This is a genomic window from Cellulomonas jepli (assembly GCF_047229345.1).
GTDB lineage: Bacteria > Actinomycetota > Actinomycetes > Actinomycetales > Cellulomonadaceae > Cellulomonas_A.
Genome location: NZ_JBFTER010000029.1, coordinates 1 through 13,646, shown reverse-complemented (window position 1 = coordinate 13,646; position 13,646 = coordinate 1). Strand labels below are relative to the sequence as shown.

The window sequence follows — 13,646 nt, the reverse complement described above, 5'->3', positions numbered from 1 at the left end:
CGGCGGATGATCGAGCGCCTCGACCCGCCCGGGCTGCACGCGACCCCCGGCTACAGCCACGTGACCGTCTCCGACGCCGGACGCCTCGCGCACCTCGCGGGGCAGTGCCCGCTCGACCGGGAGGGACGCGTCGTCGGCGCGCCCGGCGACCTCGTCGCGCAGACGCGGCAGGTCGTCGAGAACTGCCTCGTCGCGCTCGCGGCCGCCGGCGCGGGGCCCGCGGACGTGGTCCGGTCGATGGTCCACGTCGTGAGCGCCGACCCGGACGAGCTCGGGCTCGTGTGGGCGGAACTGCGCGCGTCCGCCCTCGCCCCGGCGTTCACGACGGCCAGCACGCTGCTCGGCGTCGCCGCCCTCGGCTTCCCCGGGCAGCGCGTCGAGGTCGACCTCACGGCGGCGCTGGGTCCGGTCGCCTGACACGCCGCACGCCGCACGCCGCACGCGGCACGCCGCACGCCGCACGCCGCACGCGGCGAGCAGGGACGGGCGAGATGGGCGGTTCGTCCAGTTGCTTACCCAAGGTAATGAACTAGGGTAAGAACATGCCCCTCGGAGAGATCGCCCCGCAGCGCCCGGCGACGGGCCGCGCCCCCGGCGCCGCGACGAAGGCCGGCGCGCCCGCAGCCGCTGGCGCCGCGGCGAAGGCCGGTGCTGCGGCGACCGCCACCCGGCCCGCACCGACCGCCAAGCAGTGCCGCCCCGAGAACCTCGCGGGCGAGCTCCGCATCGGCATCTTCCGCTCCGCCCGGCGCCTGCGTGCCGAGCGCGGGGCCGCGGACCTGCCCGACCACCAGTTCTCGGTGCTCGCCTGGATCCACATGGACGGACCCATGACCCCCGGCGCGCTCGCCGAGCGCCAGCACGTGCAGCCGCCGTCGATGACCCGGACCGTCAACGCGCTCGCCGAGCTCGGCTTCGTGACCAAGGCCGAGCACCCGAACGACGGCCGCCAGGTCGTCGTCAGCCTCACCGAGAAGGGCGCCGCGGAGGTCACCGAGACCCGCCGCCGCCGCGACCAGTGGCTGACCCGCCGCCTGACCACGTTCACCCCCGCCGAGCGAGCGACCCTCGCCGAGGCGGCCCAGCTGCTCCGGAGGCTCGCCGCCGAATGAGTCCCACCTTCTCCTCGCTGCGCTACTACAACTACCGGCTGTGGTTCGGCGGCGCCCTCGTCGCGAACGTCGGGACGTGGATGCAGCGCGTCGCGCAGGACTGGCTCGTCCTCACCGAGCTGACCGACGAGTCGGGCATCGCCGTCGGCATCACGACCGCGCTGCAGTTCGGGCCCGTGCTGTTCCTGTCCGCGTGGGCCGGGGTGCTCGCGGACCGCCTCGACCGCCGCAAGCTCCTCGCGGCGACGCAGGCGGCGCAGGCGGTGCTCGCGTTCGGGCTCGGCGCGCTCGTGCTGTCCGGCCACGGGCAGCTGTGGCAGGTGTACGTGTTCGCAGGCCTCCTCGGCTGCGTGTCCGCGATCGACGGCCCGGTGCGGAACACGTTCGTCGCCGAGCTCGTCCCGCGCGAGCGGCTCTCCAACGCCGTGGGGCTCAACAGCGCGTCGTTCAACACCGCGCGCCTCGTCGGGCCCGGCGTGGCCGGCCTGCTCATCGCGTGGGTCGGCTCCGGCTGGGTGTTCCTGCTCAACGGCGTGACGTTCGCGGCGACGATCCTCGCCCTGACCCGCATGCGCTCGACCGAGCTCCACCGGATGCCCGTCGTCCCGCGCGCCAAGGGCCAGATCCGCGAGGGCATCGCCTACGTGCGCGGCCGCAGCGACATCGTCGTCATCATGGTCGTGATCGGCGTCGTGTCGACGTTCGGCCTGAACTTCCAGCTCACGAGCGCGGTCATGGCGCGCACCGAGTTCGGCAAGGGCGCGGGGGAGTACGGCATCCTCGGCTCGATCCTCGCGATCGGCTCGCTCACCGGGGCGCTGCTCGCGGCCCGGCGGGAGCGGCCGCGCGTGCGGCTCGTGATCGGTGCGGCGTTCGCGTTCGGCGTCACGAGCGGGGTCATGGCGCTCATGCCGACGTACTGGTCGTACGCGCTCGCGTGCATCCCCGTCGGGCTCGCCTCGCTCACGATGATGACCGCGGCGAACACGACGATCCAGCTCACGACCGACCCCGCGATGCGCGGGCGCGTCATGGCGCTCTACATGATGGTGTTCCTCGGCGCGACGCCGATCGGCTCGCCCATCGTCGGCTGGGTCGCCGAGGAGTTCGGGGCGCGCTGGGCGATCGGCATCGGGTCGATCTCGGCGCTGCTCGTCGCGTCCGGCGCCGCGCTGTGGGCGGCCAAGAGCTGGCACCTGACGGTCCGCTACCACGTGCTGAGCCGCCCCCACCTCGAGGTGCGGCACCCCGAGCCCGAGGAGCCCGACGGCGCGCACGAGCCGGCTGCCCGGGCCGAGACCGCGCACCGGCTGCGCGCGCAGGAGGCGTCCGACCGCTCGTCGGCGGCCTGACCGGTCCGACCCGCCTCGCGCCGCCCGGGCTGCCGGCCCGGGAGCGCGAGGCGATCGACCCCTCTCGCCGGCCGCGCGCAGGGCCGCAGCCGTTCACCCGCGGCGCAGCCGCTCACCGGGCCGCCGAGCCTCGTTGCGCCGACCGACCGCGCCGAGGACCGGGCCGTCGCCCGACGCGCTCCCGGGTGAATGTCGTCGTCCTCGGGCGGCTCGCGCGGCGCGCTGTGACACGCTCGGCTCGTGACGCCCTCCGCCGGACCTGAGCCGGGGCGTGCGCCGGAGCCGGTGCCCGCTCCCGACCGCTTGGGCCCACCGGGCGCCGAAGCCGCCGCTGCTCCCGCGCCGGTGAAGGACGAGAACCCCGGAGCATTGCGCCGCCGCCGCCGCCGCCGGCTGCGGCGCGCGCTGGTCGTGCTCGGCGCCCTCGTGCTGGTGCTGCTCGCCGCCGCGGGCTGGCTGGTCTTCCGTGCCGCGCAGGCGGCCGACGGCCTGACCGAGGCCGGCGCGGTGCTCGCGGACCTCGAGAGCGGGCTCGCCGGGGGCGACGTCGGCGCGCTCGCGGACGGCCTGCCGGGGCTGCAGGAGGACACCGCGCGGGCCAGAGCGGCGGCGAGCGACCCCGTCTGGCGCGTCGCGGAGCACGTGCCGTGGGCCGGCCCGAACCTCACGGCGGTCCGCACGGTCGCGGTCGCGGTCGACGACGTCGCGACCGACGCGCTGCCCGCCGTCGTCGAGCTCGGCGGCCTCGTCGCCGACCCCCAGGTCCGGCGCGACGACGGCTCGATCGACCTCGGCCTGTTCGCCGCCGCCGCACCGGCCCTCGACCGGGCCGCGACGACGACCCGCACCTCGGCCGCCGCGGTCGGGGCGCTCGACACGACACGTCTCGTGGACCGCGTCGCCGCGCCCGTGACGCAGGTCGCCGACGGGCTCGGCACCGCGGCCGACACCCTTGGGTCCGCGTCCGACGCGGCGCGGCTCCTCCCGCCGATGCTCGGCGCCGACGGTCCCCGCACCTACCTGCTGCTCTCGCTCAACTCCGCCGAGCTGCGCAGCGCGGGCGGCATCGTCGGCGCGGTCGCGGCGTTCACCGCCGACCAGGGCGCGATCCGGCTCGTCGACCAGCGCTCGACGCTCGACCTGCGTCCCCTGGACGCCCCGGTCCTCCCGCTGACCGACGAGGAGCTCGCGGTGCACAGCGACCGCCTCGGCCGCTGGGTGCAGAACACCGTCCTGACCCCGGACTTCCCCCGCAGCGCCGAGCTCGTGAGCGCGATGTGGACGCGCAGCGTGGGCACGCCGGTCGACGGCGTGCTGGCGATGGACCCGGTCGCGGTGGCGTACCTGCTCGACGCGACGGGCCCGGTCGAGGCCGGCGGCGTCGAGCTCACCGCGGGCACGGTGCTCGACGTCCTGCTGCGCGAGGCGTACGTGCGGCTGCCCGAGCCCGAGGAGGCGGACGCGTTCTACGCCGACGTCGCGTCCGCGCTGTTCACCGCGGTGAGCTCGGGGCGGGGCGAGACCCGGGACCTGCTCGACGCGCTGGCCCGGGCGAGCGACGAGCGCCGCGTGCGGGTGTGGTCCGCGCACCCCGACGAGCAGGACCGGCTGGCGCGCACGTCGCTCGGCGCGGACTTCCTCGCCCGGCCGGGCGACGCCGCGTACGCGGTGCAGCTGCCCGGTGCCGGGACGACGACCGACGGCGCCGGCCTCGACCCGCGCTCCCCGGCGGGGGCCGCCGGGGTCTTCCTCAACGACGGCTCCGCGGGCAAGCTCGACTACTTCCTGACGACGGACCTGGCCGTCGAGGAGCTGCGCTGCGCCGCGCCCCCCGCGGCCGGCTGGGCCACGGCCGTGCTGCGCCTCGACCTCGCGTACACCCCACCGGGTGACATCGCCGGGTACCCGCGGTACGTGACCGGGACGGCCGACACCGGCCTGCCGGTCGGGGGTCTCGCGACCAACATCACGGTCTACGCGCCCCCGGGCGGCCGGGTCCTCGACCAGCGCCTCGGCGACCAGCTCGTCGGAGGCGTCGCCGCCACCGAGCAGGAGCGCGCCGTGAGCACGCTCACCTCACGCCTGCTGCCGGGCGAGACGGCGACGTACCGGTTCACGGTCACGGTGCCCGCGCCGGCGCCGGGCGAGGGGCTCGACGTGTGGACGACGCCGACGCTCACGTCCCCCGGGACCGTCACCGGCACCTGCACGGACTGAGCCGGACGCCGGTCCGGACAGCTGTCCCGGTGTCCCCGTACGGTGGGCGACCGACCGGGTGATTCCGCCGTTTCACCCGTCCGCCTCCGGGCCGGCGCCGCGGGCCGGAGTTACGGTGGCTTCTCCTGAATGTCCGATTGTTCCGGTTACGGAGAGTGCACCGCCATGAAGAGATCGATGAGGGTGAGCGCCGCTGCCGCCCTGTCGGCCGCCGTCGGCCTGGCGTTCGCGCTGCCCGCCGCTGCGGTGGTCGCGCCGACGCCGGACGGCTGCGGCGACACCGGGGACGGCTACTCGGCCGGGGGCGTCTGCGCGCTGAAGGTCGACGTCCTCTCGCCCGTGTGCGACAACGACGTCCCCTACCTCGCGTACAAGGTCTCGGTCGAGGGCGCGACGAGCTCCTCGCTGAGCATCACGTGGGACAACCCGTCCGGCGCGGACGTCGTGCAGTCCGGGCTCCCGCTCGAGGGTCGCGTCCCGTGGCCCGGTGCGGTCGCCGGAGCCGACGGCACGGGCGTCGACTGGCCTGGCTGGACCAAGAAGTCCGACGGCACGTGGGTCGAGGGCGACGAGTTCGACTGGGTCCGCCCCGGGGTCGCCGTGACCCTCGCCGTGAACCCGTCGGTGACCACGACGGTGGCCTACCCGCCGTCCTCGCCCGTGTGCCTCACGTCGCCCGCGTCGTCGTCGGTCCTCGCCGCCGCGCCCGCGTCCTCGCAGGTGCTCGCCGCGACCGGCTCCGAGACGACCCCGTGGCTCGTCGCCGCGGGCGCGCTCGTGCTCGCCGGTGGCGGGCTCGTCGCCGCCCGTGCGCGGTCCCGCCGGGACGCCACGAGCTGAGCCGCTGACCCACGCGGGCCCGTCCGGCCCGCACGACACGGCCCGTCCCCGGTGATCCGGGGGCGGGCCGCGCCTGTTGCGACGCCGCGCCGCCCGCGTGCGCCGGGCGGCGGGTGGTGCCCGGTGCGGGGTGCTCAGCCCGGGTGGGCCCGGCGGGGCGGCGCCGGGTGCCAGGACGTGCCACTGGCGTGCGCGGGGCGGCAGGTGGCGCCCGGTGCTAGGCCGCTCCGCCCGCGTCCGCCGGGTGGAGCGGGTGCGGCTCGTGCCGTCGCCCGGCGCGCTCCGCGAGGAGCACCGCGACGACCCCGCACGCGATGAGCGCCGGCACGACGAGGAACGCCGTGTGCGGCCCGACCTCGTCGGCGAGCCCGCCGAGCAGCACCGGCGCGACCGCGACCGCGGCGCCGACCCCGAGCGTCGAGCGGGCCTGCGCCTGGTCGAGCCGGCCGTCGGCGGCCCCGAGCAGCATCGAGATCGCGAGCGGGAACTGCGCGCCGTACCCGAGCCCCGCGACCACGAGCCCGACGAGGGCGAGCCACGGGGTCGTCGCGACCCACAGCACCAGCCACCCTGCGACGGCGACCGCGAAGGCGGCGAGCAGCAGCTGCAGGGGGGTGAACCGCAGCGCGAGGCGCCCGACGGCGAAGCGTGCGACGCACATCCCGGCGATGAGCCCCGACACGGCACCGGCGGCGACCCCGCTCTCGGCGCCCGCGTGCGTGCGCAGCAGGTCGGCCGCCCACGCGGTCGTGGCGTTCTCGATGCCGACGACGGCGACGAGCGTGGCCCAGAGCAGCCAGAAGGCGGTCGAGAAGCGGCCCGGCCGCCCCGTGGCGGCACCAGCCGCGGACGCCGTCGTCCCCGGTGCCGTCGTCGTCCGCGCCGCCACTGCCGTCGTCGGCTCCCCGTCAGCCTCCGTCGGCTCCGCCCTCCTCGCCGTCGCCGTGCCGAGCGCGCCCTGCCCGGGCAGCCGGGCGACGAGCAGCGCCGTGACGGCCGCGAGCACCACGGTGACGGCGACCGCGGGCCGCCACCCCCAGCCCAGCGCGACGGCGCCGCCGAGCGCGAGCGGCCCCACGAGCCCGACGAGCGCCCCCGTCCCGTGCCCCTCGCTCACCGCGGCCGGCCCCGCGGCGCCGTGGTGCACCGTGAGCGCGGGCTGCGCGGCGGCGATGAACAGCGCCCCGCCGGTCGCGACGACGGTCGCCGCGGGCAGGGTCACGAGCAGGCCGGGTGCGCTCACGAGCGCGACGACCCCGGCGGAGAGCAGCCCGGCGGCGAGCAGCAGGACGCCGCGACGCCCGAGCCGGCGCACGAGCGCGGCGCTCGTGAAGCCCGAGGTCAGGGTGCCGCACGCCATGAACGTCGTGTGCAGGCCAGCCTGGGCGCGGGTGATCCCGAGCTCGTCGGCGAGCAGCGGCAGCCCGGGCACGAAGCTGTAGAGGAACCACCCCCACGTGCCGAAGCAGGCGTAGAGCGCAGCCGTGACCCGGTCCCGGACGAGCCGGGCGGGTGCGGGGCGGGCGTTCACCGGGGGACCGGAGCCGTGCTCAGCCCAGCTGCTCCACGACGTGGTCGACGCACCGCGTCAGCGCGAGCACGTCCTGCGGGTCGACCGCGGGGAACATCGCCACGCGCAGCTGGTTGCGGCCGAGCTTGCGGTACGGGTCGATGTCGACCACGCCGTGCGCGCGCAGCACACGGGCCACCGCGGCGGCGTCGATCTCGGGCGCCAGGTCGATCGTGCCGACGACGTTCGAGCGCGCCGCGGCGTCCTCGACGAACGGCGTCGCCCACTCCCGCTGCGCGGCCCAGCCGTACAGGTGCCCCGCGGACTCCGCGGTGCGTGCGGCGGCCCAGGCGAGCCCGCCGTGCGACAGCATCCAGTCGAGCTGCTCCGCGAGGAGCACGAGGGTCGCGAGCGCCGGGGTGTTCAGCGTCTGGTCGAGGCGCGAGCTCGTGACCGCCGTCGTGAGCGAGAGGAACTCGGGCACCCAGCGACCGCTGCCCTCGACCTGCGCGGCCCGCTCGACCGCGTCGGGCGACAGCACCGCGAGCCACAGCCCGCCGTCGGACGCGAACGACTTCTGCGGCGCGAAGTAGTAGACGTCGGTCTCGCTCACGTCGACCGCGAGCCCGCCGGCGGCGGACGTCGCGTCGACCACGGTCAGGGCACCCTGCTCGCGCGAGCCCGCCACGCGGCGCACCGGCGCGGCGACGCCCGTCGAGGTCTCGTTGTGCGGCCACGCGTAGACGTCGACGCCGTCCTCCGCCTCGGGCAGCGCGAGCTGTCCGGCGGGCGCGGTGCGGACGGTCGGCTCGCCGAGGAACGGCGCCCGCGCGGCGGCCGTGGCGAACTTCGCGCCGAACTCCCCGAAGCTCACGTGCTGGCTGCGCTCGCGCACGAGGCACAGCGTCGCGAGGTCCCAGAACGCGGTCGAGCCGCCGTTGCCGAGCGCGACCTCGTACCCGTCGGGCAGGTCGAACAGCTCGGCGAGGCCCGCGCGGACGCGCCCGACGAGCGCGCGCACCGGCGGCTGGCGGTGGGACGTGCCGAGCAGCGTGCGACCGACGGACGCCAGCGCCTCGACCTGCGCGGCGCGGACCTTGCTGGGGCCGGAGCCGAACCGGCCGTCGACGGGCAGCAGGTCGGCGGGGACGGTGATCGCAGGGATCGCGGGCGCGGTGTCGTGGGCCTCGGGCACGGTGCAGACGATACGGCGTCGGGGGCCGTCGCCGCCGGACCGCCTACCCTGGTGGCCAGCGACGACGACGAGAGCGACGAGCGAGAGGCTGCGGCGTGAGCGACCTGATCGACACCACCGAGATGTACCTGAAGACCGTGTACGAGCTCACCGAGGAGGGCATCACGCCGCTGCGCGCCCGCATCGCGGAGCGGCTCGGGCACAGCGGCCCGACGGTCTCCCAGACCGTGGCGCGGATGGCGCGCGACGGCCTGGTGGTGGTGAGCGGGGACCGGCACCTCGAGCTCACCGAGCTGGGTCTGGCGAAGGCCACCCGCGTGATGCGCAAGCACCGGCTCGCGGAGCGGCTCCTGACGGACGTCATCGGGCTCGACTGGGAGTTCGTGCACGAGGAGGCGTGCCGCTGGGAGCACGTCATGAGCGAGCGCGTCGAGCGCCGGCTCGCGGCGCTGCTGGACCACCCGCACTTCGACCCCTACGGCAACCCGATCCCGGGGCTCGCGGAGATCGGCGAGACGAGCACGTCGGAGCAGTTCCTCGACGGCGTCACGTCGCTCCTCACGGTCGCGAACGCCGCGCCGGGCCGGCTCGACGACGTCGTCGTGGCGCGCCTGGGCGAGCCGATCCAGCCGGACGTCGAGCTGCTGTCGCGGCTCGCGCAGGCGGGGATCCGTCCGGGCGTGACGGTGACGGTCGAGCGCAGCCCGGGCGTCGTGACCATCGCACCCCCGGGCGCGGCGACCGTCCTCGACCTGCCCGACGACGTCGCGCGCCACATCTTCGTCGGCAACCGCTGACCGGCCGCCCGGCCTCCCGGCCGCCCGGCGGCTCCGGTGCGCCGGGCGCGACCTCCGCTGACCTGCGCCGAGGCGCACGGCACCCCGTCGGTCACCGTGCCGGCGGGGTGTCGTCGTGCAGCCGCGGGACCCGTCCGGGGGAGGGGGCAGGCGGGTGCCGCGGCCCGTCCGGAGGAGGGGACGAAACGGACGTGTCGGATACGTGACATTCTCGCGAGGACTCCTGTACGTTCGTCCTGCTTCACCCGGACCCTCCTTCGGGGAAGCCCTCGTGCGGATTCGCCCAGCCCTGCCGCCGCACGCGGTCCGTTCAACTCGCCGGCAGGGGCGGGGGACCCATGACGGGCACCGGCAACGGTGTCCTTGGGGTGAAGCCCGACGGATGCTCGCATCCCGACGGCCGGGTGCTCTCCCACCCGAACCCGACAGCTGACCTCGCAGGCGACAGGAGAGGCACTCAGTGACCGAGAGCATGACGCGCGCGCGGCACCGTTCTGCACGACGCCCTGCTACCCCGCTGACCGACTTCGCCTCCGCGGCGTCCGACTCGATGGGTGCGGTGGGCCGCGGGGCCGCGATCGTCGCCGCGTCGGGCGGTCTCGTCGCCACGATGATCAGCCCTGCGGGTGCCGCCCCCGGCGCCGGTGCCGCGGGTGCGCTGCCGGCGGTCGACACCTCCGCGCTCACCGCCTCCGCGCGGGCCGTGCTCCAGACCTCGCCGGTCGTCTCCTCCCCGGCGGACGCCGCGTGGTCCTTCGAGGCGCCGGCCGTGACCGTGGCCCCGAAGCCGGTCGCCCAGACCCGCGCCGCACGCACCGCCGCGAGCCGCAGCGCCGAGCGCACGGCCGCCGCGACGGTCAACAACCCGATCCCGCAGTCCGTGTCGGGCAACGCGGTCCTCGAGATCGCCGCCCGCTACGTCGGGACCCCGTACCTCGCCGGCGGCACGACGCCCGAGGGCTTCGACTGCTCAGGCTTCGTCGGGTACGTCTACGCCCAGCTCGGCATCTCGCTCCCGCGCACGTCGTCCGCGATGAAGGGGGCCGGCACGATCGTCTCGCGGGCCGACGCGCTCCCCGGAGACCTGATCTGGAGCCCCGGCCACATCAGCATCTACGCCGGCGGCGACGACCAGATCGACTCGCCGTCGCCCGGCAAGACCGTGCAGTTCCGGAACATCTACCAGAGCTCGCCGGTCTTCATCCGCATCGGCTGAGCCCCCCGCACCGCTCCTCATGGGCCCCCTGCACGCCACCGCGCGCAGGGGGCCCTGGACGTGCGTCCGGAAGTCACCGGGCGTTCACGCCGCGCTCGTGCCACAGTCGAGGGACGCGGGGCTCGTCGCCGCGTACTCTGGTCGCGCTTGCACTCCCCCAGGGACCCGCCAGCCAGGCGGGTCCACCGATCTGGACAGGAGCCCGCCGTGCTGATGCCCGTGACGCACCGGACGCTGCTTCTCAACGCCAGTCTCGAACCCCTCTGCGTCGTGAGCGTGCACCGCGCCGTCACGCTCGTCATGTCCGGGAAGGCATCGATCCTCGAGACCGACGGGCGTGAGCTCCACTCCGAACGCACCTCGCTCCCGCTGCCGCTCGTGCTGTGCCTCACCCGGTACGTGCACGTGCCGATGCGCAAGGCGGTCGCCCCGACACGGCGCACGGTCCTGCAGCGCGACGGCCACCGTTGCGCGTACTGCGGCGGGGGAGCGGACACGGTCGACCACGTGCTGCCCCGCTCGCGCGGCGGCCGGCACGAGTGGACCAACGTGGTCGCGGCGTGCAGCCGGTGCAACCACCGCAAGGCCGACCGGCTGCTGCACGAGATCGGCTGGGAGCTGCCGTTCGTCCCGCGCGCACCGCGCGGGCTGGCGGCGCTCATGGCCGGCTCCCACGTCGACGAGCCGACCTGGAGCGCGTACCTCGTCGCCTGAGGGCGGTCCCGGGCGGGCGCCGCCGGGCTGAGGGTCCCACCCGCCGGGCTCCGTGCGTGCCGCCGCGCGTCCTGCACGCCAAGCGTCCCCCAAGAACGCCTCCCGAAAGTTTCCGGCCGGGGCATGATCGGGGGCAGACTGGGTGGCGTGACGACCAGGAGGTGCCGGTGATGACGCGCGACGACGTCGTACTCGTGGGGGTGGACGGCTCGGCGGCGAGCCTGCACGCGCTCGACTGGGCCGCCGCCCAGGCGCAGGTGCACGGACGCCGGCTGCACATCGTGTGCTCCTACTCGCTGCCGTCGTTCACGGCCGCCTCGCTCGACGGCGGCTACGCGGCGCTCGACGACTCCGCGATCCAGGAGGGTGCCCGCGCGGTGCTCGCCGAGGCCCAGGCGCGGGTCGCCCCGTCCGGGGTCCCGGTCACCGCGACGGTCGCGACCGGTGACGCCGCGGGCGTCCTCGTCGAGATGTCCCACGACGTGGCGCTCGCGGTCGTCGGCACCCGCGGGCGTGGCGGGTTCGCGGACCGCCTGCTCGGCACCGTGTCCTCGGCGCTCCCGGCGCACGCGTCGTGCCCGACGGTCGTGGTGCCCCTGCGCGGCGCGGGCCCGTCCCGGGCGGCGTCCGACGACGCGCCGCTCAAGCCGGTCGGTCCTGTGCGGCGCATCGTCGTCGGCATCGACGGGTCCCCGCAGGCGGACCTCGCGCTGCGCTGCGCCATCCGGGAGGCCGAGGTGTGGGGCGCCGAGCTGACCGCGGTCGCGGGCGTGCCCGTGGGCGCCGGCAGCGGGATCCTCGCGTGGCTGCCCGCGGCCGTCGACCACGAGCAGGTGCTCGCGGACGCTGCCGAGGGCCTCGGCGTCGTGGTCGACCGCGCGCTCGCCGACCACCCGGGGCTCACCGTGCGCCGGCACGTGCTCGACGGCACGGGCGCCGAGCTGCTCACGGAGTTCTCGACCGCGACGGACCTCATCGTCGTCGGCTCGCGCGGACGCGGCGGGTTCGCCGGGCTGCTGCTCGGGTCGACGAGCCAGGCGGTGCTGCACCACGCGGTGTGCCCGGTCATGGTCGTGACGAGCCGGTGCAAGCAGTTCGCGGAGCAGACCGGCGAGGTGCCGCCCGAGCACCGGGTCTAGCCCGGGACGGCCGCCGGCCCGGGCGGTCAGGCGGGCGGGGCCGCGGGGACGTCGGGCCGGCGCAGCAGCGCGGACAGCACGATCGTCGAGCGGGTCCGGGCCACGAACGGCTCGGCGGCGAGGCGCTCGACGACCTGCTCGAGGTGGCGCATGTCGTGCGCGCGGACCTGCAGCACCACGTCCACGTCTCCCGTGACGGTGCTCGCGGCGACGACCTCGGGGTAGTTCTCCACCGCGGCGCGCATCGTGGCCGGGCTGGTCGAGCCGTGGCAGTAGAGCTCCACGAACGCCTCCGTCGCCCAGCCCAGCGCCGCGGGGTCCAGCAGCACCGTGTACCCGCGGACGACACCGCGCGCCCGCAGCCGGTCGACGCGCCGCTTGACGGCAGGTGCCGACAGCGACACCGCTGCGCCGATCTCCGCGTAGCTCGCCCGGGCGTCGACGGCGAGCTCGCGCAGGATCGCGGTGTCGAGCCCGTCGAGCGGGGCGGGCGTGGTGGTCTCGGCGGGGCGGTCCCAGGGGGCGGCGGGTGGCACGCGCTCATCATCCCGCACGCCCGCGACGGGCCCCGCCGCAGCGGCTGCACGAGCGGGCCGAACGTCCGGTGGCACGAAGGGGAGTTCGCGACCAAATGGTCAGGATCCCGCGATCTCACGAATCAATACGCCGAGGAATGATTTTTCTGGGCAGCACGGAACAAACCCGACATATAGCCGTAACAATGCGCATCTGGCCTTGCGTCCAAGTGGCAGTTCCGCAAAAGTCGTGCTCGACGAGAGGCAGGGGCTCCCATGGCGACTGTGCGCGAGGACCGACGGCTCGGCACCATCCCGACCCAGCGCGAGCTCGGCGCACCGGGGGTCGCTCCCCAGGGCGCGGTGCCGGTGGCCTCGTCGACCGACGAGGGGACGCCACCTGACGCGACGGCAGCGGCCGGTGCGACGGCGGCGCCCGGCGCCCGGGCCTCGGTCACGACCGCGCCCGCGGCGACCCCGCTCGTCCCCGCGCCGGCTCCCGCTCCGGCGGTCGAGCGCCTCGCCCCGGCCGAGGCCCCGGAGGTCGGCGCGACCGGGCCTCGCACCGATGCACCGGCCGTCGACGCACCCGACGTCGTCACACCCACGGCCGACGCACCCACCGCCGAGGCGCCCACCACCGACGCGGCCTCCCAGCTCGCACCGGCACTGCCCGCCGCCCCCGCGCGGCGCCGCCGGGTCCGGACCGCCCTCGTCGTCGGCGCGGTCTCGCTCGTGCTCGGCGCGCTGGTCGCCGGCATCGTGGTCAAGGTCCAGATGGACGCCCGTGCCGCCGAGCTCGCCCGCGCGCAGGACCGGGTGGCGGCCGAGACCGCCGCGCGTGCTGCGGACGCCCGGTTCCTGGACGGGCGCACCCGCGCGGTCGAGCTCGCGTCGTCCGCCGCGTTCCGCGCGGCAGCCCTCGCCGACGCCGCCGCGGTGACCCAGGCCGCGCAGGGCGTGCTCACGGCGACCCCCCAGGCCGGCGACGCGCCGCGGGCCGCCCTCCAGGCCGCCGTCGACGCGCTCGGGGCCGCGA

At 76.1% G+C, this 13,646-nt stretch carries 12 protein-coding genes, 1 pseudogene and 1 riboswitch; of the genes and pseudogenes, 10 read left to right on the top strand and 3 right to left on the bottom strand.

What is annotated here, in order from left to right; all coding sequences use genetic code 11:
• Positions 1-6 precede the first annotated feature (6 nt).
• The 5 genes from AB6N24_RS09100 (at position 7) to AB6N24_RS09080 (ending at position 5,521) form a co-directional block, all read left to right on the top strand.
• Positions 7-417 (top strand): RidA family protein, encoded by a 411-nt coding sequence (locus AB6N24_RS09100; RefSeq protein WP_412869080.1) that lies wholly within the window; start codon positions 7-9, stop codon positions 415-417.
• Between the two features lie 125 nt (positions 418-542).
• Positions 543-1,112, top strand: a complete 570-nt coding sequence (locus AB6N24_RS09095; protein WP_412869079.1) for a MarR family winged helix-turn-helix transcriptional regulator — start codon at positions 543-545, stop codon at positions 1,110-1,112.
• Entirely contained in the window at positions 1,109-2,464 is a 1,356-nt protein-coding gene (locus tag AB6N24_RS09090) for an MFS transporter (protein WP_412869078.1), read from the top strand. Before AB6N24_RS09095 ends, AB6N24_RS09090 begins: the two co-directional genes overlap by 4 nt.
• Before the next feature lie 345 nt (positions 2,465-2,809).
• Positions 2,810-4,681, top strand: coding sequence for a DUF4012 domain-containing protein (locus AB6N24_RS09085; RefSeq protein ID WP_412869077.1), 1,872 nt, complete (start codon positions 2,810-2,812; stop codon positions 4,679-4,681).
• A gap of 177 nt (positions 4,682-4,858) precedes the next feature.
• Positions 4,859-5,521 carry an LPXTG cell wall anchor domain-containing protein gene (locus AB6N24_RS09080; protein WP_412869076.1) on the top strand — a complete coding sequence of 221 codons (663 nt, stop codon included), beginning with the start codon at positions 4,859-4,861 and terminating at the stop codon, positions 5,519-5,521.
• A 217-nt stretch (positions 5,522-5,738) separates the two neighbouring features.
• On the opposite strand, the gene AB6N24_RS09075 is transcribed toward AB6N24_RS09080, so the two are convergent.
• Both AB6N24_RS09075 and serC read right to left on the bottom strand, forming a co-directional pair.
• The gene (locus AB6N24_RS09075) at positions 5,739-7,052 is read right to left on the bottom strand and encodes an MFS transporter (RefSeq protein WP_412869075.1); all 1,314 of its coding nucleotides are present in this window, start codon (positions 7,050-7,052) and stop codon (positions 5,739-5,741) included.
• 19 nt (positions 7,053-7,071) lie between these two features.
• The gene (serC, locus tag AB6N24_RS09070; protein WP_412869074.1) at positions 7,072-8,226 is read right to left on the bottom strand and encodes a phosphoserine transaminase; all 1,155 of its coding nucleotides are present in this window, start codon (positions 8,224-8,226) and stop codon (positions 7,072-7,074) included.
• Positions 8,227-8,321: 95 nt separating this feature from the next.
• On the opposite strand from serC, the gene AB6N24_RS09065 reads away from it, so the two are divergent.
• The 4 genes from AB6N24_RS09065 (at position 8,322) to AB6N24_RS09050 (ending at position 12,092) form a co-directional block, all read left to right on the top strand.
• Positions 8,322-9,023, top strand: a complete 702-nt coding sequence (locus AB6N24_RS09065) for an iron-dependent transcriptional repressor DtxR (protein WP_412869073.1) — start codon at positions 8,322-8,324, stop codon at positions 9,021-9,023.
• 306 nt (positions 9,024-9,329) lie between these two features.
• Positions 9,330-9,481: riboswitch (cyclic di-AMP (ydaO/yuaA leader) on the top strand.
• A 2-nt stretch (positions 9,482-9,483) separates the two neighbouring features.
• A complete protein-coding gene (locus AB6N24_RS09060; protein ID WP_412869072.1) occupies positions 9,484-10,239 on the top strand; it encodes a C40 family peptidase in 756 nt (251 codons plus the stop codon).
• Between the two features lie 213 nt (positions 10,240-10,452).
• On the top strand, positions 10,453-10,953 hold the full coding sequence (locus AB6N24_RS09055; protein ID WP_412869107.1) for an HNH endonuclease: 501 nt from the start codon (positions 10,453-10,455) through the stop codon (positions 10,951-10,953).
• Between the two features lie 170 nt (positions 10,954-11,123).
• Positions 11,124-12,092 (top strand): universal stress protein, encoded by a 969-nt coding sequence (locus AB6N24_RS09050; protein WP_412869071.1) that lies wholly within the window; start codon positions 11,124-11,126, stop codon positions 12,090-12,092.
• 26 nt (positions 12,093-12,118) lie between these two features.
• Here AB6N24_RS09050 and AB6N24_RS09045 read toward each other — a convergent pair whose 3' ends face one another.
• Positions 12,119-12,628, bottom strand: a complete 510-nt coding sequence (locus tag AB6N24_RS09045) for an Lrp/AsnC family transcriptional regulator (RefSeq protein ID WP_412869070.1) — start codon at positions 12,626-12,628, stop codon at positions 12,119-12,121.
• A gap of 255 nt (positions 12,629-12,883) precedes the next feature.
• Between AB6N24_RS09045 and AB6N24_RS09040 the strand changes: the two are divergent.
• Positions 12,884-13,646, top strand: a pseudogene (locus AB6N24_RS09040) (hypothetical protein); the annotation flags it as partial.